Consider the following 22,629-nt stretch of genomic DNA (forward strand, 5'->3'; position numbering starts at 1 on the left):
TTAAGCGTACACTCTATGGAAAGCCCTACTCCACAGCCTGCTCCTGGTTCGGCGACCTTCATGGAAGGATGCAAAGACAGTTTACCGATTGTTATTAGTTATATTCCGGTGGCCTTTGCGTTCGGTCTGAATGCGACCCGTCTGGGATTCTCTCCTCTCGAAAGCGTTTTTTTCTCCTGCATCATTTATGCAGGCGCGAGCCAGTTCGTCATTACCGCGATGCTGGCAGCCGGGAGTAGTTTGTGGGTTGCTGCACTGAGCGTCATGGCAATGGATGTTCGCCATGTTTTGTATGGCCCGTCACTGCGTAGCCGTATTATTCAGCGTCTGCAAAAATCGAAAACCGCCCTATGGGCGTTTGGCCTGACGGATGAGGTTTTTGCCGCCGCCACCGCAAAACTGGTACGCAATAATCGCCGCTGGAGCGAGAACTGGATGATCGGCATTGCCTTCAGTTCATGGTCATCGTGGGTATTTGGTACGGTAATAGGGGCATTCTCCGGCAGCGGCTTGCTGCAAGGTTATCCCGCCGTTGAAGCTGCATTAGGTTTTATGCTTCCGGCACTCTTTATGAGTTTCCTGCTCGCCTCTTTCCAGCGCAAACAATCTCTTTGCGTTACCGCAGCTTTAGTTGGTGCCCTTGCAGGCGTAACGCTATTTTCTATTCCCGTCGCCATTCTGGCAGGCATTGTCTGTGGCTGCCTCACTGCGTTAATCCAGGCATTCTGGCAAGGAGCGCCCGATGAGCTATGAGGTTCTGCTGCTTGGGTTACTGGTTGGCGCGGCGAATTATTGCTTCCGCTATTTGCCGCTGCGCCTGCGTGTGGGTAATGCCCGCCCAACCAAACGTGGCGCGGTAGGTATTTTGCTCGACACCATTGGCATCGCCTCGATATGCGCTCTGCTGGTTGTCTCTACCGCACCAGAAGTGATGCACGATACACGCCGTTTCGTGCCCACGCTGGTCGGCTTCGCGGTACTGGGTGCCAGTTTCTATAAAACACGCAGCATTATCATCCCAACACTGCTTAGTGCGCTGGCCTATGGGCTCGCCTGGAAAGTGATGGCGATTATATAACCCACAAGAATCATTTTTCTAAAACAATACATTTACTTTATTTGTCACTGTCGTTACTATATCGGCTGAAATTAATGAGGTCATACCCAAATGGATAGTTCGTTTACGCCCATTGAACAAATGCTAAAATTTCGCGCCAGCCGCCCACGAAGATTTTCCTTATCAGGAGATCCTTCTGACTCGTCTTTGCATGCACATGCAAAGCAAGCTGCTGGAGAAACCGCATAAAATGCTGAAGGCTCAGGGGATTAACGAGACGTTGTTTATGGCGTTGATTACGCTGGAGTCTCAGGAAAACCACAGTATTCAGCCTTCTGAATTAAGTTGTGCTCTTGGATCATCCCGTACCAACGCGACGCGTATTGCCGATGAACTGGAAAAACGCGGTTGGATCGAACGTCGTAAAAGCGATAACGATCGCCGCTGCCTGCATCTGCAATTAACGGAAAAAGGTCACGAGTTTTTGCGCGAGGTTTTACCACCGCAGCATAACTGCCTGCATCAACTCTGGTCCGCGCTCAGCACAACAGAAAAAGATCAGCTCGAGCAAATCACCCGCAAATTGCTCTCCCGTCTCGACCAGATGGAACAAGACGGTGTGGTTCTCGAAGCGATGAGCTAACGCGTCATCTCGCTCAAAAATCCAGATTTATAAAAGAAAAAATGACCGGCCAGCATCGCAACATGCTGGCCTTTTTGGCAAGCAGGTCGGCTCAGCCGATGAGTTAAGAAGATCGTGGAGAACAATATGAGCGCAAATGCGGAGACTCAAACCCCGCAGCAACCGGTAAAGAAGAGCGGCAAACGTAAGCGTCTGCTCCTCCTTCTCACCTTGCTCTTTATAATTATTGCCGTAGCGATAGGGATTTATTGGTTTTTGGTACTGCGTCATTTCGAAGAAACCGATGACGCATACGTGGCAGGGAATCAGATTCAAATTATGTCTCAGGTGTCTGGCAGCGTGACGAAAGTCTGGGCCGATAACACCGATTTTGTAAAAGAAGGCGATGTTCTGGTCACTCTCGACCCGACAGATGCTCGCCAGGCGTTTGAAAAAGCCAAAACTGCACTGGCTTCCAGCGTTCGCCAAACCCACCAGCTGATGATTAACAGCAAACAGTTGCAGGCGAATATTGAGGTGCAAAAAATCGCCCTCGCGAAAGCACAAAGCGACTACAACCGCCGTGTGCCGCTGGGCAATGCCAACCTGATTGGTCGCGAAGAGCTGCAACACGCCCGCGACGCCGTCACCAGTGCCCAGGCGCAACTGGACGTCGCTATTCAACAATACAATGCCAATCAGGCGATGATTCTGGGGACTAAACTGGAAGATCAGCCTGCCGTGCAACAGGCTGCCACCGAAGTACGTAACGCCTAGCTGGCGCTGGAGCGTACCCGTATTGTCAGTCCGATGACCGGTTATGTTTCCCGTCGTGCCGTGCAACCGGGTGCGCAAATTAGCCCAACGACGCCGCTGATGGCGGTCGTTCCAGCCACCAATATGTGGGTGGATGCCAACTTTAAAGAGACGCAGATTGCCAATATGCGCATCGGTCAGCCGGTCACCATCACCACCGATATTTACGGCGATGATGTGAAATACACCGGTAAAGTGGTTGGTCTGGATATGGGCACAGGTAGCGCGTTCTCACTGCTTCCGGCGCAAAATGCGACCGGTAACTGGATCAAAGTCGTTCAGCGTCTACCTGTGCGTATCGAACTGGACCAGAAACAGCTGGAGCAATACCCGCTGCGCATTGGTTTGTCCACGCTGGTGAGCGTCAATACCACTAACCGTGACGGTCAGGTACTGGCAAATAAAGTACGTTCAACACCGGTCGCGGTAAGTACCGCGCGTGAAATCAGCCTGGCACCTGTCAATAAACTGATCGACGATATCGTAAAAGCTAACGCTGGCTAATCCAGAGGTGCGTGTGATGCAACAGCAAAAACCGCTGGAAGGCGCGCAACTGGTCATTATGACGATTGCGCTGTCACTGGCGACATTCATGCAGGTGCTGAACTCCACCATTGCTAACGTGGCGATCCCCACTATCGCCGGGAATCTGGGCTCATCGCTCAGCCAAGGAACGTGGGTAATCACTTCTTTCGGGGTGGCGAATGCCATCTCGATCCCGCTTACCGGCTGGCTGGCAAAGCGCGTCGGGGAAGTGAAACTGTTCCTTTGGTCCACCATCGCCTTTGCTATTGCGTCTTGGGCGTGTGGTGTCTCCAGCAGCCTGAATATGCTGATCTTCTTCCGCGTGATTCAGGGGATTGTCGCCGGGCCGTTGATCCCGCTTTCGCAAAGTCTATTGCTGAATAACTACCCGCCAGCCAAACGCTCGATCGCGCTGGCGTTGTGGTCGATGACGGTGATTGTCGCGCCAATTTGCGGCCCGATCCTCGGCGGTTATATCAGCGATAATTACCACTGGGGCTGGATATTCTTCATCAACGTGCCGATTGGCGTGGCGGTGGTGTTGATGACACTGCAAACCCTGCGCGGACGTGAAACCCGCACCGAACGGCGGCGGATTGATGCCGTGGGGCTGGCACTGCTGGTTATTGGTATCGGCAGCCTGCAGATTATGCTCGACCGCGGTAAAGAGCTGGACTGTTTTTCATCACAGGAAATTATCATTCTTACCGTGGTGGCGGTGGTGGCTATCTGCTTCCTGATTGTCTGGGAGCTGACCGACGATAACCCGATAGTCGATCTGTCGTTGTTTAAGTCGCGCAACTTCACCATCGGCTGCTTGTGTATCAGCCTCGCGTATATGCTCTACTTCGGCGCTATTGTTCTGCTGCCGCAGTTGTTGCAGGAGGTCTACGGTTACACGGCGACCTGGGCAGGTTTGGCCTCTGCGCCGGTAGGGATTATTCCGGTGATTCTGTCGCCGATTATCGGCCGCTTCGCGCATAAACTGGATATGCGGCGGCTGGTAACCTTCAGCTTTATTATGTATGCCGTCTGCTTCTACTGGCGTGCCTATACCTTTGAACCAGGTATGGATTTTTGCGCGTCGGCCTGGCCGCAGTTTATCCAGGGGTTTGCGGTGGTCTGCTTCTTTATGCCGCTGACCACCATTACGCTGTCTGGTTTGCCACCGGAACGACTGGCGGCGGCATCGAGCCTCTCTAACTTTACGCGAACGCTGGCGGGGTCTATCGGCACGTCGATAACCACGACCATGTGGACCAACCGCGAGTCGATGCACCATGCGCAGTTGACTGAGTCGGTAAACCCGTTCAACCCGAATGCCCAGGCGATGTACAGTCAACTGGAAGGGCTTGGGATGACGCAACAGCAGGCATCAGGCTGGATTGCCCAGCAGATCACCAATCAGGGGCTGATTATTTCCGCCAATGAGATCTTCTGGATGTCAGCCGGGATATTCCTCGTACTGCTGGGGCTGGTGTGGTTTGCTAAACCGCCATTTGGCGCAGGTGGCGGCGGAGGCGGTGCGCACTAAGTACAACTAAGCCAGTTCATTTGAACTGGCTTTTTTCAATTAATTGTGAAGATAGTTTACTGACTAGATGTGCAGTTCCTGCAACTTCTCTTTCGGCAGTGCCAGTTCTTCGTTGCTGTTGATGCGTACCTCACGTTCCAGAATGCTACGCGCAATATCCTGCGCTTCCTGCAACGAGTGCATCTGGTAAGTGCCACACTGGTAGACGTTCAGTTCCGGGATCTGATTCTGATCCTGCACTTTCAGCACGTCTTCCATTGCCGCTTTCCAGGCATCAGCAACACGCTGCTCATCTGGCGTACCAATCAGACTCATATAAAAACCGGTGCGGCAGCCCATTGGCGAGATATCGATAATCTCTACACCATTACCGTTAAGATGGTTACGCATAAAACCAGCAAACAGGTGCTCCAGGGTATGGATCCCTCTTTCTGGCATCACTTCTTTGTTCGGCACGCAGAAGCGCAGATCGAACACGGTGATTGCGTCGCCATGCGGGGTGTTCATTGTTTTCGCCACCCGAACTGCAGGCGCTTCCATCCGGGTATGATCGACTGTGAAGCTATCTAACAACGGCATTTAGCCACCTCCGGTAATTTTTTTAAAAATTTTCTGAACTCTTTCTTCCCAGGCGAGTCTGAGTATATGAAAGACGCGCATTTGTTATCATCATCCCTGAATTCAGAGATGAAATTTTGGCCACTCCCGAGTGGCCTTTTTCTTTTCTGTCAGGCGTGTTTTTCCAGCCACACCGCAAACGGTTCGGTATCAGCGGTTTCCATTTCCTGCTGACGGCGTTCAGATGCCTCGCGCTCGGCTACAAAATCCTCTTCGCGCAGAATTTCCAGCGGCTCTTCACGCAGCAGATTACGGTAGGCTTCTGCAAACGCTTTGCCTGTTCCGCCAATACCAGTATCAATCATAGACCTTAAGATACGGGCAGAGAAAGTCAGATCGGGATTATCGAAGCAGGCAACCAGTTCATCACACACTTTCTGATACGCTTCGCCGCCGTTAATGCTATCCAGCGTTTGCGCGACGCGTTTCAGATCGCGGAACAGATCTTTACCCACCTGCAGTAACGGGAACTGCGCGGTTTCGCAGCCGATACCCAGCGTCAGGCCCGGTTTGCGACCTTCAAGGATCACCCGGTTCCAGTTAACGCGCGTACAGGCAAGTTCGCTACTGCTCATTTCCGGTGCATCAGCCAGCGCACACCAGACCATAAACAGGTCGAGGAATCGCACCTGCTGTTCATCTACACCAATCGGCGAGAACGGGTTGATGTCCAGCGAACGCACTTCAATATATTCAATGCCGCCACGTAACAGCGCATCAGAAGGTGACTCGCCGCTGCGGGTAACGCGTTTTGGACGAATCGGCGCATACAGTTCGTTTTCAATCTGCAGCACGTTGCTATTGATTTGCAGCCTCTTACCGTCTTTCTCAATACCAATCTTCGCGTACTCTTCCGATGGCGTTTTGATTGCCTGTTTAAGGCCCGCTACGTACTCGTAAAGATCGTTGAAGGTAATACCAAGATTGCTTTGCGATTTATTGGTATAGCCGAGATCGCTCAAACGAAGAGAGGTCGCATACGGCAGGTAATACATACCGCACTCGGTTTTCTCAAACGGCAGCGACGTTGGTTTTCCTTGCAGGAAAGAAGAACAAATCGCCGGAGATGCACCAAACAGATAAGGAATAACCCAACCGAAACGATAGTAATTGCGGATAACGCGGAAATAGCCCGCAGAAATTTTCTCTTTGGCATCAGCGCCCGAGATATCACCGCACTTCGCTTGCCAGAATGCCATTGGCAAAGAGAAATTGTAGTGCACGCCGGAAATGGTTTGCATCAGCGCGCCGTAGCGATTTTTCAGCCCTTCACGATACAGCGTTTTAAAGCGTCCGGTGTTAGAAGTGCCGTACTGTGCCAGTTCGATGTCCTGACCTTCTGCGATGTAGCATGGCATACTTAACGGCCACATCCGCTCATCGCCCATATTGCGCGCCGTATATCGATGCAGATCGCGCATAAAGGTCAGCATATGTTCAATCCCCACCATCCACTGGTGTAATGAATTCCAGCGATGATTCCGCAAAATCGGTAGTAATCCATTTGTGCGTCAGTGCGGAACCTAATGCTTCAGGATGACCTGTTGTTGCCAGTGTGCCATCAGCATTAACACGCAAAGTTTCGCGCTCCAGCCCACGCTGTATCCCCTTTAACGCCTGAGGATGTTTTTCCAGCCAGGCCAGCGCCTGTGATACGTCCGGGATCAAATTGACCTCCCGCCTGTCAAAATCGTTTTAATTAGCATAACTGTAATGGTGACCATATGTGCAGGCCTACAATTAGTGCCACCACATCATGCCCTGAACGGTCGCTGCTGCAACTGCAACATAGCGTAACGCTTTACCAAGGCACAAAAAAAAGATTACTGGCCCCCAGGAGATGCGCATCCATCCCGCTAACAGACACAGTAAATCGCCAACCACGGGCATCCAGCTTAATAATAGCGTGACTGCACCATAGCGTTTCAGCCAGCCGGTAGCTTTCTCTTGCCAGCGCGATGTTTTACGCAATGGAAAGAAACGCCCAAGGATAACGTTAGTTAACCCTCCAAGGCTATTACCCATTGTTGCTGTTAAAACTAAAACCCAGGGATGACTGATCCCGGAAAGCAACATTGCCACCAGCACGACTTCGGAGTTGCCGGGTAATAGTGTAGCGCTGAGAAAACTACTGGCAAACAACGAGAAAAGCGATAACGCTTCACTCACAGCAAGCGAACATCCACAGCGTCCATGCCTGCTGCACGGGCCGCCTGAATACCGAAATCGGCATCTTCAAAGACCACACACTGCGTCGGTTGCACGCCCATACGCTGCGCGCACAACAAAAATGTGTCTGGCGCGGGTTTATGGTGTTTGACGTGATCAGCAGCGACGACGGCGTCAAAATAACGGCGTAATCCCAGGTGCGCCAGCAATGCCTCAGCGATGGCGCTTTCACTCCCCGTTCCTACAGCCATTGGGCGACGACCATGCCAACTTTTCACCACTTCAACAAGAGGAAGCGGCTCGACACTATCCAGCAGCATACTTCTTACTGCTTCTGTTTTTTCACGCGCTAACGCATGCGGGTCGAGATCGGCCTGATTCAGCTCAATAATTGCCTGAGCAATACGCCAGGTGGGCGATCCATTAAGCGCAATCATCGCCTGAATATCGTACTGAAGACCGTAGTGCCCTAATACTTCGCGCCACGCTTTACGGTGCGTAGGCGCCGTATCCAGGATTGTGCCATCCATATCAAAAATTAAACCTGCATAACGCTCGTACATGGTCTTCTCGCAAGTCGAAAAATATGACGCTACTTTAGCGTAATTGCTTGATTTTGTCGCTGATGGCGAAGGAGAAGAAAATTCAGGAAATGGATAAAGTAGTTATTTAGAAATGAGATATTTTTGAAGGAAATTTTTTGGAGAATATGGTGCATCCGGGAGGATTCGAACCTCCGACCGCTCGGTTCGTAGCCGAGTACTCTATCCAGCTGAGCTACGGATACATCGGGAAACTTACTTTACTGCAGATTTTTTGATACCGCTACTAAAGCCGTATCAAGTAAGAGATGGTGCATCCGGGAGGATTCGAACCTCCGACCGCTCGGTTCGTAGCCGAGTACTCTATCCAGCTGAGCTACGGATGCATCGGGAAACTTACTTTACTGCAGATTTTTTGATACCGCTACTAAAGCCATATCAAGTAAGAGATGGTGCATCCGGGAGGATTCGAACCTCCGACCGCTCGGTTCGTAGCCGAGTACTCTATCCAGCTGAGCTACGGATGCATCGGGAAACTTACTTTACTGCAGATTTTTTGATACCGCTACTAAAGCCGTATCAAGTAAGAGATGGTGCATCCGGGAGGATTCGAACCTCCGACCGCTCGGTTCGTAGCCGAGTACTCTATCCAGCTGAGCTACGGATGCAAATGGCGGTGAGGCGGGGATTCGAACCCCGGATGCAGCTTTTGACCGCATACTCCCTTAGCAGGGGAGCGCCTTCAGCCTCTCGGCCACCTCACCACACGCCTCTTACGAGTGCTTCGAAGAACTTGTTTATCGCTCATCATCGCTGCGTGGCGCACATATTACTTTCTGAGACTTATAAGTCAAACAATTTTTCCCACACTTTTATCGTTTGCACACTTCACGCTCAATTAGTCTGTAAAAGCGTCAAAAAGAGTGTTTTATCTACAGAAAAACGGAGGTCTGGCAGATAGCAGTAATGCAAAAAAATGGAGACTTAAGTTGAATGAACGGGAGTAAAGCGAAAAGACTATAGAGTGAAGGAGAAATTTTGAGGGTGCGTCTCACCGATAAAGATGAGACGCGGAAAGATTAGTAACTGGACTGCTGGGATTTTTCAGCCTGGATACGCTGGTAGATCTCTTCACGGTGAACAGAAACTTCCTTCGGGGCATTTACGCCAATACGTACCTGGTTGCCCTTTACCCCTAAAACTGTCACGGTGACCTCATCCCCAATCATGAGGGTCTCACCAACTCGACGAGTCAGAATCAGCATTCTTTGCTCCTTGAAAGATTAAAAGAGTCGGGTCTCTCTGTATCCCGGCATTATCCATCATATAACGCCAAAAAGTAAGCAATGACAAACACATTACATGTAAGCAGTCATGGCATTACATTCTGTTAAACCTAAGTTTAGCCGATATACACAACTTCAACCTGACTTTATCGTTGTCGATAGCGTTAATGCGAATGCCGTGAAGCGAGTCCACGGCATTGCCTGACGCTTATATTATTGCAATTTCGCGCTGACCCAGCCTTTCACACTGGCTAACGCTGCAGGTAAGGCCGCAGCATCCGTACCACCGGCTTGCGCCATGTCAGGACGTCCACCACCCTTGCCGCCCACCTGCTGAGCGACCATACCAATCAGTTCCCCTGCTTTCACACGATCTGTGACGTCCTTAGATACGCCTGCAATCAGAGAAACCTTACCTTCGGCTACCGTTGCCAGCACGATAATTGTCGACCCCAGCTGATTTTTTAAATCGTCAACCATGGTACGCAACATTTTCGGCTCAACACCGCTAAGCTCGCTAACCAACAGCTTAACACCATTAACATCAATTGCCTTACTGGAAAGATTTGCGCTCTCCTGTGCGGCAGCTTGTTCTTTAAGCTGTTGTAGTTCTTTTTCTAACTGACGCGTACGTTCCAGTACTGAGCGCACTTTATCCGCCAGATTATTGCTATCGCCTTTCAGCAGATGCGCGACTTCGCTTAAGCGATCGCTGTCTGCATGAACGGTGGTGATAGCGCCTTCTCCGGTTACCGCTTCGATACGACGAACGCCTGCAGCAGTACCCGATTCAGAGATGATGCGGAACAGACCAATATCACCAGTGCGGCTGGCGTGAGTACCGCCACACAGCTCGGTGGAGAAATCGCCCATGCTCAGCACGCGTACACGCTCATCATACTTCTCGCCGAACAGCGCCATCGCACCTTTCGCTTTCGCCGCTTCGAGATTCATGATGTTGGTTTCGATCGGCAAATTGCGACGAATCTGTGCGTTCACCAGGTCTTCGACCGCACGAATCTCTTCCGGTTTCATCGCTTCGTTGTGTGAGAAGTCGAAGCGCAGCACCTTGTCGTTAACCAGTGAACCTTTCTGCGATACATGAGTCCCCAGAACCTGGCGCAGCGCAGCGTGCATCAGGTGCGTTGCGGAGTGATTCAGACGAATACGGGCGCGACGAGCCTCATCAATATCAGCCTGCACAGCGTCGCCCACTTTCAGAGAACCCGCAGCAAGTTTACCGATGTGACCAATCGCCTGGCCGTATTTCTGCGTATCTTCCACCGCGAAGGAGAAGTTAGCGCCTTTCAGTTCGCCTTTATCACCAACCTGACCGCCGGATTCCGCATAGAATGGCGTTTGATCCAGCACGACCACAGCTTCCTGGCCGGCATTGATGGCATCAACCGCTTTACCATCAACAAACAGCGCGGTCACTTTGCCGTTCAGTTCCAGATGGTCATAGCCTTTAAATTCAGATGCACTATCAACACGGATCATTGCGTTGTAATCGGCACCAAAGCCGCTGGCTTCGCGCGCGCGACGACGCTGCTCTTCCATTGCTGCTTCAAAACCAGCTTCGTCAACTTTGATGTTGCGCTCACGACAAACATCAGCCGTCAGGTCAACCGGGAAGCCATAGGTGTCGTACAGACGGAAAGCCGTTTCACCATCCAGCGTATCACCAGAAAGTTTTGCCAGCTCTTCATCCAGCAACGCCAGACCGCGCTCCAGAGTACGGGCAAACTGCTCTTCTTCAGTCTTCAGCACCTGCTCAACCTGCGCCTGCTGGCGTTTCAGGTCTTCACCCGCAGAGCCCATAACGTCGATCAGCGGACCAACCAGTTTGTAGAAGAAGGTTTCTTTCGCGCCGAGCATATTGCCGTGACGCACTGCGCGACGAATGATACGACGCAGTACATAACCACGGTTTTCATTGGACGGCATTACGCCATCCGCGATCAGGAACGCACAAGAACGAATGTGGTCAGCGATTACGCGCAGCGATTTATTGCTCAGATCGGTCGCGCCAGTGACTTTCGCTACCGCCTGGATCAACGTGCGGAACAGGTCGATGTCATAGTTAGAGTTAACGTGTTGCAGCACCGCAGCAATACGCTCCAGACCCATACCGGTATCTACAGACGGCTTCGGCAGCGGTTCCATCGTGCCATCTGCCTGGCGGTTGAACTGCATGAAGACGATGTTCCAGATCTCAATGTAGCGGTCGCCGTCTTCTTCCGGACTTCCCGGAGGGCCACCCCAAATGTGGTCGCCGTGATCGTAGAAGATTTCGGTGCACGGGCCGCACGGACCAGTGTCACCCATCTGCCAGAAGTTGTCAGATGCGTATGGCGCACCTTTGTTATCGCCGATGCGAATAATACGTTCGCGCGGGATCCCGACTTCTTTTTCCCAGATTTCGTAGGCTTCGTCGTCGCTTTCATAGACGGTAACCCACAGACGCTCTTTCGGCAGGGCAAACCATTTTTCGCTGGTCAGCAGTTCCCATGCAAACTGAATGGCATCGTGTTTGAAATAGTCGCCGAAGCTGAAGTTGCCCAGCATTTCGAAGAAGGTATGGTGACGCGCGGTGTAACCGACGTTTTCCAGGTCGTTGTGTTTACCACCCGCACGCACGCAGCGTTGGGAAGTGGTAGCGCGGGAATAATTACGCTTGTCGAGCCCAAGGAACACATCCTTGAACTGGTTCATCCCGGCGTTGGTAAACAACAAAGTTGGGTCGTTATGGGGTACCAGGGAGCTGCTGGCAACTACCTGATGTCCCTTACTATGGAAAAAGTCGAGAAACGCCTGACGGATCTCAGCGGTGCTCTTGCTCATAATTATCCTGAAATCAAGCTAACGAAATATCGCCACCAGCTCCAGCGTGTCTTAACCGCCGGGCTGGTAACTGAAAAGTGGGAATAAGATAAGTTTTCTTGACTGGGAAGTAAAATACCGTATGCGTTCAGTCGGCAAAATTTCGCCAAATATCCTGGATATCTTCCATCAGATAGCCACGATAGAGCAGAAAACGCTGGATCTTAACTTTTTCTGAAAAGACAGTTGGCAAAGGTTCACCATATTTTCGCGTCGCCTGATCGCGCGCCAGTGCGCACCAGTCGATGTCACATTCACGCATCGCTTTTTCTGTCGCTTCGCGGGAAATACCTTTCTGATTCAGTTCCTGACGAATACGTGCAGGTCCATACCCTTTGCGGCTACGGCTGGCGATAAAGCGCGCAACAAATCGGCTGTCATCGAGATAGCCATGTTCATGGCACCAGGCAATAACGCGCTCGTAATCTTCTGCCGTAGCATCAATCTCTTCTGGGCCATTTTTGCCCATAATCGGTGCCGCGAGTTTACGTCGCAGTTCTTGCTCACTGTGATCGCGCACCGCCAGAATGCGTACCGCACGATCCAACAGGCGAGCATATGCCGGGCGACGGGATGTTGATTCTGTCATGGCATATCCTTACAACTTAAAAAAGCAAAAGGGCCGCAGATGCGCCCCAGGTTTTGCTGATAAACAGATTTAATAGTCAATGAGTATGCAGAATGTTCCCGCAGGCCCAATTCGTTAGAGGATCGAGGTGAGAGTAATTTTTCACGCCAGTGCTGGCCTGTTCCCCTCACCCTAACCCTCTCCCCAAAGGGGCGAGGGGACCGTCCGTGCACACATTATCTATTATCATCAATAACGAACGATTAAAAATCTTCGTTAGTTTCTGCTACTCCTTCGCTGTCATCTACAGAGAAATCCGGCGTTGAGTTCGGGTTGCTCAGCAGCAACTCACGTACTTTCTTCTCGATCTCTTTCGCGGTTTCCGGGTTATCTTTCAGCCAGGCAGTTGCATTCGCTTTACCCTGACCGATCTTCTCACCTTTGTAGCTGTACCACGCGCCTGCTTTCTCGATCAGCTTCTCTTTTACGCCCAGGTCAACCAGTTCGCCGTAGAAGTTGATACCTTCGCCGTAGAGGATCTGAAATTCAGCCTGTTTAAACGGTGCAGCGATTTTGTTCTTCACCACTTTCACGCGGGTTTCGCTACCCACCACGTTTTCGCCCTCTTTCACCGCGCCGATACGACGGATGTCGAGACGAACAGAGGCGTAGAATTTCAGCGCGTTACCACCGGTAGTGGTTTCCGGGTTACCGAACATCACACCAATTTTCATACGGATCTGGTTGATGAAGATCAGCAGCGTGTTGGACTGCTTCAGGTTACCCGCCAGCTTACGCATCGCCTGGCTCATCATACGTGCCGCAAGGCCCATGTGAGAGTCGCCGATTTCGCCTTCGATTTCCGCTTTCGGCGTCAGTGCCGCCACGGAGTCAACGACGATAACGTCTACTGCGCCAGAACGCGCCAGGGCGTCACAGATTTCCAGTGCCTGCTCGCCGGTATCCGGCTGGGAGCACAGCAGGTTATCGATATCGACGCCCAGTTTACGTGCGTAGATTGGGTCCAGCGCGTGTTCAGCATCGATAAACGCACAGGTTTTACCTTCACGCTGCGCTGCGGCGATCACCTGCAGCGTCAGCGTGGTTTTACCGGAAGATTCCGGTCCGTAGATTTCGACGATACGGCCCATCGGCAGACCACCTGCCCCAAGCGCGATATCCAGTGAAAGCGAACCGGTAGAGATGGTTTCCACATCCATGGAACGGTCTTCACCCAGGCGCATGATGGAGCCTTTACCAAATTGTTTCTCAATCTGGCCCAGTGCTGCCGCCAACGCTTTCTGTTTGTTTTCGTCGATAGCCATTTTTACTCCTGTCATGCCGGGTAATACCGGATAGTCAATATGTTCTGTTGAAACAATTATACTGTATACTCATACAGCATCAAGTGTTTTGTAGAAATTGTTGCCACAAGGTCTGCAATGCATACGCAGTAGCCTGACGACGCACCGCATCACGGTCGCCGCTGAAGCATTCCCGCCAGGTAATGCCTTCACCGCGGGCAGTGGCAAAAGCAAACCAGACGGTGCCGACAGGCTTCTCTTCACTGCCGCCATCCGGCCCGGCGATACCACTAATAGACACGGCATAATCAGCACGAGCCGCTTTCAGTGCACCTATCGCCATTTCCACCACGACGGGTTCACTCACCGCGCCATGCTGCGCCAGCGTCTCTTCGCGTACGCCGATCATCTGCGCTTTGGCTTCGTTACTGTAGGTGACAAATCCGCGTTCAAACCAGGCGGAGCTACCGGCAATATCGGTAATCACTTTCGCTACCCAACCACCGGTACAAGACTCGGCAGTTGTTACGGTTGCGCCACGGGCTTTCAGCGCCTGCCCAACCTGTTCGCTTAACTGCATCAGTTCACTGTCAGTCATCACAACCTCTGTCAGTCAAAAATTTATGCCGGACAAGATAGCACTTTCGTCAGGAAGATGGTGTTGGCGTTGCAATTTTACGAGGAGGATTCAGAAAAAAGCTGATTAGCCAGAGGGAAGCTCACGCCCCCCTCTTGTAAATAGCTACTGTACTCGCGCCAGCGCCACGGCTTGTCCTAACTGCCAGACCGCCATTGCGTAATGGGTGCTGTGGTTGTAACGGGTGATGGTGTAGAAGTTCGGCAGACCGTACCAGTACTGGTAGCCGGTGCCAACATCCAGACGCAGCAGGCTGGCTTGTTGATGGTTGCCCAGCGGCTGCTGTGGCGTTAAACCTGCGGCGGCAAGCTGCGAAATGCTGTACTTAGTTTTGAAACCATTTGGCAAGCCTGGAGCCTGACCGTTTGCCATTATCGCGACCTGATCGCCTTTCACCCAGCCGTGCGCTTTGAAATAGTTCGCCACGCTACCGATCGCATCAACCGGATCCCACAGGTTGATATGCCCGTCGCCGCTGAAATCTACCGCATATTGTTTGTAAGACGACGGCATAAACTGTCCGTAGCCCATCGCCCCGGCAAAGGAACCTTTCAGATTGAGCGGATCGTCCTGCTCGTCGCGCGCCATCAGCAGGAAGGTTTCCAGCTCGCCAGAGAAATACTCCGCGCGGCGTGGGTAGTTAAATGACAGCGTTGCCAGCGCATCGAGGATGCGAGTTTTCCCCATCACGCGCCCCCAGCGGGTTTCAACGCCGATAATCCCGACGATAATTTCCGGCGGTACGCCATACACCTGCCACGCGCGATTCAACGCATCTTCATACTGATTCCAGAAAACCACACCGTTCTGCACGTTGTCCGGCGTAATAAATTTTTTGCGATAACGCAGCCATGCGCCGTTCGGACCTGATGGCGGTTTCACCGATGTGGTTGGTGCCTGGTTATCCATCAGCCGCAGTACCGAATCCAGACGCTTCGCCTGGGAGAGAATTTCCTGCAACTGCTGACGATCGAAACCGTGTTTGTTCACCATTTTGTCGATGAACTGCTGGGCATTCGGGTTATTAGCGAAATCGCCGCCCATCTGCATCACATTGTGCTGCGGCTCAAGCAGGAAGCCGCCAGACGGCGTTCCGGTGGTCGTTTCAGTCTCAGTAGGTTTTGGCTTGCTGCTACAGGCGGCAAGCAACACAAAAAGGGGAAGCAATGTTACATAACGACGCTTGAACATGAGGGGTCCATTTAACAGATTCAACCAGGGGCAAGTATGGTAAAGCATCACACCCCGCACAAGGAAGCGGTAGTCACTGCCCGATACGGACTTTACATAACTCAACTCATTCCCCTCGCTATACTTTTATTCAAACTTTCAAATTAAAATATTTATCTTTCATTTTACGATCAAAATAACACTTTTAAACCTTTCAACCTGATTAGATTAGGTTGCCGTTTGGTAATAAAACAATAAATCCTGAAGGAGAGAACAATGATAGAAACCATTACTCATGGTGCAGAGTGGTTTATCGGGCTGTTCCAAAAGGGCGGAGAGGTGTTTACCGGGATGGTGACCGGCATTCTTCCGCTGTTGATTAGCCTGCAGGTTATCATGAACGCACTGATTAATTTTATCGGTCAGCATCGTATTGAACGTTTTGCTCAACGTTGCGCCGGTAACCCTGTTTCCCGTTACCTACTGTTACCGTGCATTGGCACGTTTGTCTTTTGCAATCCGATGACCTTAAGCCTGGGTCGCTTTATGCCGGAAAAGTACAAACCCAGCTACTACGCGGCGGCCTCTTATAGCTGCCACTCAATGAATGGCCTCTTCCCCCATATCAACCCTGCGAACTGTTTGTTTATCTTGGCATTGCCAGCGGTCTGACAACGCTGAACCTGCCACTTGGCCCACTGGCGGTGAGTTATCTGCTGGTTGGTCTGGTCACCAATTTCTTCCGCGGCTGGGTGACCGATCTGACCACCGCCATTTTTGAGAAAAAGATGGGCATTCAACTTGAACAAAAAGTTCACCTGGCAGGAGCAACATCATGACGCGTATTCGGATCGAAAAAGGAACGGGTGGCTGGGGCGGCCCGCTTGAGCTGGAAGCCACGCCGGGCAAAAAAATCGTCTATATCACCGCCGGTACCCGGCCTGCGATTGTTGACAAACTGGCACAACTTACTGGCTGGCAGGCTATTGACGGATTTAAAGAAGGTGAACCCGCGGAGGCGGAAATTGGTGTCGCGGTAATCGACTGTGGCGGCACATTACGCTGCGGCATCTATCCGAAACGACGTATTCCCACCATTAATATCCACTCGACGGGCAAGTCCGGTCCGCTGGCGCAGTACATTGTGGAAGATATTTATGTCTCTGGCGTAAAAGAAGAAAACATCACTGTAGTGGGTGATGCGACACCACAACCCTCTTCCGTGGGCCGTGACTATGACACCAGTAAGAAAATCACCGAACAAAGCGATGGTTTACTGGCGAAGGTGGGAATGGGCATGGGGTCCGCCGTTGCCGTGTTGTTTCAGTCTGGTCGTGACACCATCGACACTGTATTAAAAACCATTCTGCCGTTTATGGCATTCGTCTCGGCGCTCATTGGCATCATTATGGCTTCTGGCCTTGGTGACTGGATTGCCCACGGTCTTGCTCCGCTAGCGAGCCATCCACTGGGTCTGGTCATGCTGGCGCTCATCTGCTCCTTCCCACTGCTTTCACCTTTCCTCGGCCCAGGCGCAGTTATCGCACAGGTTATCGGCGTATTGATTGGCGTGCAGATTGGTCTCGGCAATATTCCGCCGCATCTGGCTTTACCGGCACTGTTTGCCATCAACGCGCAGGCGGCTTGCGACTTCATCCCGGTCGGTTTGTCGCTGGCGGAAGCCCGTCAGGACACGGTTCGCGTCGGTGTCCCTTCTGTACTGGTGAGCCGCTTTTTAACCGGCGCGCCGACTGTACTGATCGCCTGGTTTGTCTCCGGTTTTATCTATCAATAGAGGCTGAAACATGACCGTTATTTATCAGACCACCATCACCCGTATCGGCGCGAGTGCCACTGACGCCCTCAGCGACCAGATGCTCATCACCTTTCGTGAAGGCGCGCCAGCGGACCTCGAAGAGTATTGCTTCATTCATTGCCACGGCGAGTTGAAAGGTGCACTCCATCCCGGTTTGCAATTTTCACTCGGGCAGCATCGCTATCCGGTGACCGCTGTTGGCAGCGTGGCGGAAGACAACCTTCGCGAACTGGGTCATGTCACCCTGCGCTTCGATGGTTTAAACGAAGCGGAATTTCCGGGCACTGTCCATGTGGCAGGCCCTGTACCCGACGATATCGCGCCGGGATCGGTTTTGAAGTTTGAATCTGTTAAGGAGTAAAAAATGAATCAGGTTGCCGTTGTCATCGGTGGTGGGCAAACCTTAGGCGCGTTCCTGTGCCACGGTCTGGCTGCCGAGGGGTATCGCGTCGCGGTTGTCGATATTCAGAGCGACAAAGCCGCAAATGTGGCACAAGAAATTAACGCCGAATATGGTGAAGGTATGGCGTACGGTTTTGGTGCTGACGCCACTAGCGAGCAAAGCGTTCTGGCGCTCTCTCGTGGGGTAGATGAAATCTTTGGTCGCGTGGATTTGCTGGTCTATAGCGCCGGAATAGCAAAAGCAGCCTTTATCAGCGACTTCCAGCTCGGCGATTTTGACCGTTCGCTACAAGTGAATCTGGTGGGTTATTTCCTGTGTGCCCGTGAATTTTCGCGTTTGATGATCCGCGACGGGATTCAGGGTCGCATTATTCAGATCAACTCGAAATCCGGCAAAGTGGGCAGCAAACACAACTCTGGCTACAGCGCAGCGAAATTTGGTGGCGTCGGGCTGACTCAATCACTGGCGCTGGATCTGGCGGAGTACGGCATTACGGTGCATTCACTGATGCTCGGTAACCTGCTGAAATCGCGGATGTTCCAGTCACTGTTGCCACAATACGCGACCAAGCTGGGTATCAAACCGGATCAAGTCGAGCAGTATTACATCGACAAAGTACCGCTCAAACGCGGCTGCGATTATCAAGATGTGCTGAATATGCTGCTGTTCTACGCCAGTCCTAAGGCGTCGTACTGCACCGGACAGTCGATCAATGTCACCGGCGGTCAGGTGATGTTCTGATCAACAGCGGAGATCCGTTAAGGATCTCCGTGAGACTATAGAATGCCTGATGCGCTACGCTCATCAGGCATACAGGACTTCCGCCACTACATTAAGGAAAAGTTATGGTATCCGCACTCATCACCGTCGCCGTTATCGCCTGGTGTGCGCAACTGGCCTTAGGCGGCTGGCAAATTTCTCGTTTTAACCGTGCCTTCGACACACTATGCCAGCAAGGGCGGGTTGGCGTGGACCGTTCCAGCGGGCGCTTTAAACCGCGGGTCGTGGTCGCCATCGCGCTGGACGATCAGCAGTGCATCGTCGACACCTTGTTTATGAAAGGACTGACTGTCTTCGCCCGACCGCAAAAAATTCCCGCAATTACCGGCATGCATGCGGGTGATTTACAGCCCGATGTGATCTTTCCCCATGATCCACTATCACAGAATGCTCTATCATTGGCGCTTAAACTGAAACGTGGATAATTTCGTTGTGAATGTTACTTGCTTGCGAAGTTATCATTTTGAAACCTAAATCAGGTAATCACGCCCATGAAACCTCGTCAGCGTCAGGCCGCCATTCTGGAGTATCTGCAAAAGCAGGGTAAATGCTCGGTTGAAGAATTGGCGCAATACTTTGACACCACAGGCACAACCATTCGCAAAGATCTGGTCATTCTGGAACATGCCGGAACCGTCATTCGTACTTATGGCGGAGTGGTGTTGAATAAAGAGGAATCCGATCCGCCTATCGATCATAAAACGCTCATCAACACCCACAAGAAAGAGCTGATTGCAGAAGCTGCCGTTAGTTTTATCCATGATGGCGATTCGATCATTCTTGATGCTGGCAGTACCGTTTTGCAGATTGTTCCCCTGCTCTCGCGCTTTAATAACATCACGGTGATGACCAACAGCCTGCATATCGTCAATGCGCTATCCGAACTGGATAACGAACAAACTATCCTGATGCCAGGCGGAACATTTCGCAAAAAATCGGCCTCATTTCACGGGCAACTGGCAGAGAATGCCTTCGAGCATTTCACCTTCGATAAATTGTTTATGGGCACCGACGGCATCGATCTCAATGCGGGCGTAACCACGTTCAACGAGGTTTATACCGTCAGTAAGGCAATGTGCAATGCCGCGCGCGAAGTGATTTTGATGGCGGACTCATCAAAGTTTGGCCGTAAAAGCCCCAACGTAGTTTGCAGTCTTGAAAGCGTCGATAAGCTAATTACCGACGCAGGTATCGATCCGGCGTTTCGTCAGGCGCTGGAAGAGAAAGGGATCGATGTGATCATAACCGGAGAGAGCAATGAGTGAAGCACTACTGAACACGGGACGTCAGACGTTAATGCTGGAGTTGCAGGAAGCAAGCCGTTTACCGGAACGTCTGGGCGATGATTTTGTTCGCGCCGCCAATATCATCCTGCACTGCGAAGGCAAAGTGGTGGTTTCGGGAATTGGCAAATCGGGCCACATTGGTAAGAAAATCGCCGCAACACTTGCCAGTACCGGCACACCGGCTTTTTTTGTCCATCCGGCAGAAGCACTGCACGGCGATCTGGGGATGATTGAAAGCCGCGATGTGATGCTGTTTATCTCTTACTCCGGTGGCGCGAAGGAACTGGATCTGATTATTCCGCGTCTGGAAGATAAATCTATCGCGCTGCTGGCGATGACCGGCAAACCGACGTCACCGCTGGGCCTGGCGGCGAAAGCGGTGCTGGATATCTCCGTAGAACGCGAAGCCTGCCCGATGCACCTTGCGCCGACCTCCAGCACCGTCAATACCCTGATGATGGGTGACGCGCTGGCGATGGCGGTCATGCAGGCGCGCGGTTTTAATGAAGAAGATTTTGCCCGCTCCCACCCAGCTGGGGCACTGGGCGCTCGCTTGCTGAATAAAGTGCATCATCTGATGCGTCGTGATGACGCTATCCCACAGGTAGCGTTAACCGCCAGCGTGATGGATGCGATGCTGGAACTCAGCCGCACCGGTCTGGGGCTGGTGGCGGTATGTGACGCTCAACAACAGGTACAAGGCGTCTTTACCGACGGCGATTTACGTCGCTGGCTGGTAGGCGGCGGCGCACTCACCACGCCAGTTAATGAAGCGATGACGACAGGCGGCACCACATTACAGGCACAAAGTCGCGCCATCGACGCCAAAGAAGTTCTGATGAAACGCAAAATCACTGCCGCACCAGTGGTAGATGAAAACGGCAAACTCACCGGCGCAATTAACCTGCAGGATTTCTATCAGGCCGGGATTATTTAATCCTTCAATCCCAGACGTTTCGCCAGCCGATGCAGGTTGGCGACGTCAGTTTCCAGCATTCGCGCACAGGCTGCCCAGTTGTGATGATTTTGTGCCAGTGCCTGGCGAATAGTTTCACGCTGGAACGCTTCTGTCGCTTCACGCAGGTTTTGCTTAACAACGGGCACCGCCGCCGCTTCTGGCGGCGGCAACGTCACCTCAGGAAAAGCAAAATGTTGCGCCTCAAGAATCACTTCATCGCCGTTGCGGGTGGCTCTCGCCAGCACTACCGCCCGATGAATAGCATGTTCCAGTTCGCGCACGTTTCCCGGAAAACTGTAGTGTTGCAGTAAATTTCGCGCCCCGGCACTTAATACCACGCGGGAGAGCCCCTGCCGCAAACGACACTGCTCGCAGAAATACCCCGCCAGCAGAATGACATCATCGCCCCGCTCACGCAGCGGCGGCACCGAAAGTGGAAACACGCTCAGGCGATGAAACAAATCGGCGCGGAATCGCCCTGCCAGCACCTCTTCGCGTAAGTCGCGGTTAGTCGCCGCCAGCACGCGCACATCGACCCGCAAACTACGGTCATCGCCAACGCGCTGAATATCGCCATACTGCAACACCCTCAGCAGCTTGGCCTGCAATGCCAACGACAACTCGCCGATCTCATCGAGAAACAGAGTACCGTTATCCGCCATTTCAAACTTCCCGCTGCGGTTACTGATAGCGCCAGTAAACGCTCCTTTCACATGCCCGAACAACTCACTTTCCGCCACACTTTCCGGCAGTGCGGCACAGTTGAGATAGACCAGCGGATTCACCGCCCGTGGCGAGGCTTCATGAATCGCTTTCGCCACCAGCTCCTTACCGGTTCCCGTCTCACCGCTGATCAGAACGTTGAGATCGGACGCCGCCACAATCTCAATCTCTTTTTTCAGTTGCGTCATGCCAGGGGACAAGCCAATCATCTGCGTCTGTTTCACCGCTTCAAACGGCGTGGCATCGCCTGGCAGCATATTCTGGCTTTCCAGTTGTTCAATCAGCAACGCATTGCTTAACGCTCCCGCCGCCAGCGCGGCAATCAGCCGTAACTCTTCGTCGCTGAAAACATCGAACTGATCGGGCTGCATCCCGTCGAGCGTCAGTGCGCCGATCAGGTTTTGTCCGACAAACAATGGCAGACCAACGCAGGCGTGAACCTTCAGACTCTCCTGCCCAGGAATCAAACCGTCATAGGGATCGGGCAATTCGCTGTCTGCGGGAAAGCGCACCACATCCCCGGCGCGGGCAATCGCTTCCAGCCGTGGATGCCCTTCCAGCGCAAAGCGTCTACCGAGTACATCCTTTGCCAGACCGTCGATGGCAAGCGGAATAAACTGCCGCGAATCGTAACGTAGCAACGCAGACGCATCGCACTCCAGCACCTGACGTAGCGTGGTGATCAGGCGCTGAAAACGATCCTGATGACCAATCCCACGCTGCAATTCGATGGCGATATTCGCCAGCACATCAACGGAAAAACTCATCTTTGCCTCACTGTCAATTTGACTATAGATATTGTCATATCGACCATTTGATTGATAGTCATTTTGACTACTCATTAATGAGCATAATTTTATTTATAGAGTAAAAACAATCAGATAAGAAACTGGCACGCAATCTGCAATTAGCAAGACATCTTTTTAGAACAC

Annotated in this window: 19 protein-coding genes, 5 tRNA genes, 4 pseudogenes and 3 other annotated features; of the genes and pseudogenes, 12 read left to right on the forward strand and 16 right to left on the reverse strand. The window is 52.2% G+C overall.

Translation table 11 applies throughout. The features are described from left to right. Positions 1–15: 15 nt before the first annotated feature. The 5 genes and pseudogenes from SF2709 to emrB all read left to right on the forward strand — a co-directional run bounded on the left by SF2709 (position 16) and on the right by emrB (position 4,554). Entirely contained in the window at positions 16–753 is a 738-nt protein-coding gene (locus tag SF2709; RefSeq protein NP_708495.1) for a hypothetical protein, read from the forward strand. Then, positions 743–1,078, forward strand: coding sequence for an L-valine exporter (gene ygaH, locus SF2710; protein NP_708496.1), 336 nt, complete (start codon positions 743–745; stop codon positions 1,076–1,078). Before SF2709 ends, ygaH begins: the two co-directional genes overlap by 11 nt. A 90-nt stretch (positions 1,079–1,168) precedes the next feature. Beyond that, positions 1,169–1,700: pseudogene (locus SF2711) on the forward strand. A gap of 126 nt (positions 1,701–1,826) precedes the next feature. After that, positions 1,827–2,999, forward strand: a sequence feature (Similar to Escherichia coli K12 multidrug resistance secretion protein gi: 1789041 (391 aa). BLAST with identity of 97% in 391 aa. This CDS contains an in-frame stop codon. The sequence has been checked and is believed to be correct.). After that, positions 1,827–2,999: pseudogene (gene emrA, locus SF2712) on the forward strand. Its footprint overlaps the feature before it by 1,173 nt. A gap of 16 nt (positions 3,000–3,015) precedes the next feature. Then, positions 3,016–4,554 carry a multidrug resistant protein emrB gene (emrB, locus tag SF2713; protein NP_708498.2) on the forward strand — a complete coding sequence of 513 codons (1,539 nt, stop codon included), beginning with the start codon at positions 3,016–3,018 and terminating at the stop codon, positions 4,552–4,554. A 63-nt stretch (positions 4,555–4,617) separates the two neighbouring features. Here the strand turns inward: emrB and ygaG are convergent, their stop codons facing one another. From ygaG to mltB, 15 genes and pseudogenes are all read right to left on the reverse strand, one after another. Then, positions 4,618–5,133, reverse strand: a complete 516-nt coding sequence (ygaG, locus tag SF2714; RefSeq protein NP_708499.1) for an S-ribosylhomocysteinase — start codon at positions 5,131–5,133, stop codon at positions 4,618–4,620. Positions 5,134–5,282: 149 nt separating this feature from the next. Then, positions 5,283–6,840, reverse strand: a pseudogene (gene gshA / locus SF2715). A gap of 72 nt (positions 6,841–6,912) precedes the next feature. Beyond that, positions 6,913–7,341 carry a hypothetical protein gene (locus SF2716; RefSeq protein ID NP_708501.1) on the reverse strand — a complete coding sequence of 143 codons (429 nt, stop codon included), beginning with the start codon at positions 7,339–7,341 and terminating at the stop codon, positions 6,913–6,915. Further along, positions 7,338–7,904, reverse strand: coding sequence for a fructose-1-P/6-phosphogluconate phosphatase (yqaB, locus tag SF2717; RefSeq protein NP_708502.1), 567 nt, complete (start codon positions 7,902–7,904; stop codon positions 7,338–7,340). Before yqaB ends, SF2716 begins: the two co-directional genes overlap by 4 nt. 147 nt (positions 7,905–8,051) lie before the next feature. Continuing rightward, positions 8,052–8,128: transfer RNA gene (locus SF4499), tRNA-Arg, on the reverse strand. 29 nt (positions 8,129–8,157) lie between these two features. Continuing rightward, positions 8,158–8,844, forward strand: a sequence feature (potential protein location (hypothetical protein SF2718 [Shigella flexneri 2a str. 301]) that overlaps RNA (tRNA-R)). After that, positions 8,193–8,269: transfer RNA gene (locus tag SF4500), tRNA-Arg, on the reverse strand. (Overlaps the previous feature by 77 nt.) Next, positions 8,334–8,410, reverse strand: a tRNA-Arg gene (locus SF4501). Beyond that, positions 8,475–8,551, reverse strand: a tRNA-Arg gene (locus SF4502). Further along, a tRNA-Ser gene (locus tag SF4503) sits at positions 8,555–8,647 on the reverse strand. A 118-nt stretch (positions 8,845–8,962) precedes the next feature. Continuing rightward, positions 8,963–9,148: a carbon storage regulator gene (gene csrA / locus SF2719; RefSeq protein ID NP_708504.1), complete on the reverse strand. Its 186-nt coding sequence runs from the start codon at positions 9,146–9,148 to the stop codon at positions 8,963–8,965. A gap of 234 nt (positions 9,149–9,382) precedes the next feature. Then, positions 9,383–12,013 carry an alanyl-tRNA synthetase gene (gene alaS, locus SF2720; protein ID NP_708505.2) on the reverse strand — a complete coding sequence of 877 codons (2,631 nt, stop codon included), beginning with the start codon at positions 12,011–12,013 and terminating at the stop codon, positions 9,383–9,385. 127 nt (positions 12,014–12,140) lie between these two features. Beyond that, positions 12,141–12,641 (reverse strand): recombination regulator RecX, encoded by a 501-nt coding sequence (gene recX / locus SF2721; RefSeq protein ID NP_708506.1) that lies wholly within the window; start codon positions 12,639–12,641, stop codon positions 12,141–12,143. A gap of 242 nt (positions 12,642–12,883) precedes the next feature. Then, positions 12,884–13,945, reverse strand: a complete 1,062-nt coding sequence (recA, locus tag SF2722) for a recombinase A (protein ID NP_708507.2) — start codon at positions 13,943–13,945, stop codon at positions 12,884–12,886. A gap of 79 nt (positions 13,946–14,024) precedes the next feature. Then, positions 14,025–14,522: a hypothetical protein gene (gene ygaD / locus SF2723; protein NP_708508.2), complete on the reverse strand. Its 498-nt coding sequence runs from the start codon at positions 14,520–14,522 to the stop codon at positions 14,025–14,027. A 144-nt stretch (positions 14,523–14,666) separates the two neighbouring features. After that, complete coding sequence (gene mltB, locus SF2724) at positions 14,667–15,752, reverse strand: murein hydrolase B (RefSeq protein NP_708509.2); 1,086 nt, start codon at positions 15,750–15,752, stop codon at positions 14,667–14,669. A gap of 255 nt (positions 15,753–16,007) precedes the next feature. After that, positions 16,008–16,570 (forward strand) — a sequence feature ('Similar to Escherichia coli K12 PTS system, glucitol/sorbitol-specific IIC component, one of two gi: 1789054 (187 aa). BLAST with identity of 92% in 131 aa. This CDS ontains frameshift. The sequence has been checked and is believed to be correct.'). Between mltB and srlA the strand changes: the two are divergent. From srlA to gutQ, 7 genes and pseudogenes are all read left to right on the forward strand, one after another. Further along, positions 16,008–16,570 (forward strand): annotated as a pseudogene (srlA, locus tag SF2725). Its footprint overlaps the feature before it by 563 nt. Then, the gene (srlE, locus tag SF2726) at positions 16,567–17,526 is read left to right on the forward strand and encodes a PTS system glucitol/sorbitol-specific transporter subunit IIBC (RefSeq protein ID NP_708510.1); all 960 of its coding nucleotides are present in this window, start codon (positions 16,567–16,569) and stop codon (positions 17,524–17,526) included. The pseudogene srlA and the gene srlE overlap by 4 nt, the downstream one beginning before the upstream one ends. A gap of 10 nt (positions 17,527–17,536) precedes the next feature. After that, entirely contained in the window at positions 17,537–17,908 is a 372-nt protein-coding gene (srlB, locus tag SF2727; RefSeq protein ID NP_708511.1) for a PTS system glucitol/sorbitol-specific transporter subunit IIA, read from the forward strand. 3 nt (positions 17,909–17,911) lie between these two features. Then, positions 17,912–18,691: a sorbitol-6-phosphate dehydrogenase gene (gene srlD / locus SF2728; protein ID NP_708512.1), complete on the forward strand. Its 780-nt coding sequence runs from the start codon at positions 17,912–17,914 to the stop codon at positions 18,689–18,691. Positions 18,692–18,795: 104 nt separating this feature from the next. Beyond that, on the forward strand, positions 18,796–19,155 hold the full coding sequence (gene gutM / locus SF2729; RefSeq protein ID NP_708513.1) for a DNA-binding transcriptional activator GutM: 360 nt from the start codon (positions 18,796–18,798) through the stop codon (positions 19,153–19,155). Positions 19,156–19,221: 66 nt separating this feature from the next. After that, a complete protein-coding gene (srlR, locus tag SF2730; protein ID NP_708514.1) occupies positions 19,222–19,995 on the forward strand; it encodes a DNA-binding transcriptional repressor SrlR in 774 nt (257 codons plus the stop codon). Between the two features lie 31 nt (positions 19,996–20,026). Then, positions 20,027–20,953, forward strand: coding sequence for a hypothetical protein (gene gutQ, locus SF2731; protein NP_708515.4), 927 nt, complete (start codon positions 20,027–20,029; stop codon positions 20,951–20,953). Here the strand turns inward: gutQ and ygaA are convergent. Beyond that, on the reverse strand, positions 20,950–22,539 hold the full coding sequence (gene ygaA, locus SF2732) for a 2-component transcriptional regulator (RefSeq protein NP_708516.3): 1,590 nt from the start codon (positions 22,537–22,539) through the stop codon (positions 20,950–20,952). The genes gutQ and ygaA overlap by 4 nt on opposite strands. Positions 22,540–22,629: the final 90 nt, after the last annotated feature.

The organism is Shigella flexneri 2a str. 301, assembly GCF_000006925.2.
Taxonomy (GTDB): domain Bacteria; phylum Pseudomonadota; class Gammaproteobacteria; order Enterobacterales; family Enterobacteriaceae; genus ECMA0423.

What these genes read in the sequence shown, in the direction of transcription:
- SF2709 (NP_708495.1), top strand. Translation starts at nt 16, where the DNA reads ATGGAAAGCCCTACTCCACAGCCTGCTCCTGGTTCGGCGACCTTCATG.
- ygaH (NP_708496.1), top strand. Translation starts at nt 743, where the DNA reads ATGAGCTATGAGGTTCTGCTGCTTGGGTTACTGGTTGGCGCGGCGAAT.
- emrB (NP_708498.2), top strand. Translation starts at nt 3,016, where the DNA reads ATGCAACAGCAAAAACCGCTGGAAGGCGCGCAACTGGTCATTATGACG.
- ygaG (NP_708499.1), bottom strand. Translation starts at nt 5,133, where the DNA reads ATGCCGTTGTTAGATAGCTTCACAGTCGATCATACCCGGATGGAAGCG.
- yqaB (NP_708502.1), bottom strand. Translation starts at nt 7,904, where the DNA reads ATGTACGAGCGTTATGCAGGTTTAATTTTTGATATGGATGGCACAATC.
- csrA (NP_708504.1), bottom strand. Translation starts at nt 9,148, where the DNA reads ATGCTGATTCTGACTCGTCGAGTTGGTGAGACCCTCATGATTGGGGAT.
- alaS (NP_708505.2), bottom strand. Translation starts at nt 12,013, where the DNA reads ATGAGCAAGAGCACCGCTGAGATCCGTCAGGCGTTTCTCGACTTTTTC.
- recX (NP_708506.1), bottom strand. Translation starts at nt 12,641, where the DNA reads ATGACAGAATCAACATCCCGTCGCCCGGCATATGCTCGCCTGTTGGAT.
- recA (NP_708507.2), bottom strand. Translation starts at nt 13,945, where the DNA reads ATGGCTATCGACGAAAACAAACAGAAAGCGTTGGCGGCAGCACTGGGC.
- ygaD (NP_708508.2), bottom strand. Translation starts at nt 14,522, where the DNA reads ATGACTGACAGTGAACTGATGCAGTTAAGCGAACAGGTTGGGCAGGCG.
- mltB (NP_708509.2), bottom strand. Translation starts at nt 15,752, where the DNA reads ATGTTCAAGCGTCGTTATGTAACATTGCTTCCCCTTTTTGTGTTGCTT.
- srlE (NP_708510.1), top strand. Translation starts at nt 16,567, where the DNA reads ATGACGCGTATTCGGATCGAAAAAGGAACGGGTGGCTGGGGCGGCCCG.
- srlB (NP_708511.1), top strand. Translation starts at nt 17,537, where the DNA reads ATGACCGTTATTTATCAGACCACCATCACCCGTATCGGCGCGAGTGCC.
- srlD (NP_708512.1), top strand. Translation starts at nt 17,912, where the DNA reads ATGAATCAGGTTGCCGTTGTCATCGGTGGTGGGCAAACCTTAGGCGCG.
- gutM (NP_708513.1), top strand. Translation starts at nt 18,796, where the DNA reads ATGGTATCCGCACTCATCACCGTCGCCGTTATCGCCTGGTGTGCGCAA.
- srlR (NP_708514.1), top strand. Translation starts at nt 19,222, where the DNA reads ATGAAACCTCGTCAGCGTCAGGCCGCCATTCTGGAGTATCTGCAAAAG.
- gutQ (NP_708515.4), top strand. Translation starts at nt 20,027, where the DNA reads ATGCTGGAGTTGCAGGAAGCAAGCCGTTTACCGGAACGTCTGGGCGAT.
- ygaA (NP_708516.3), bottom strand. Translation starts at nt 22,539, where the DNA reads ATGAGTAGTCAAAATGACTATCAATCAAATGGTCGATATGACAATATC.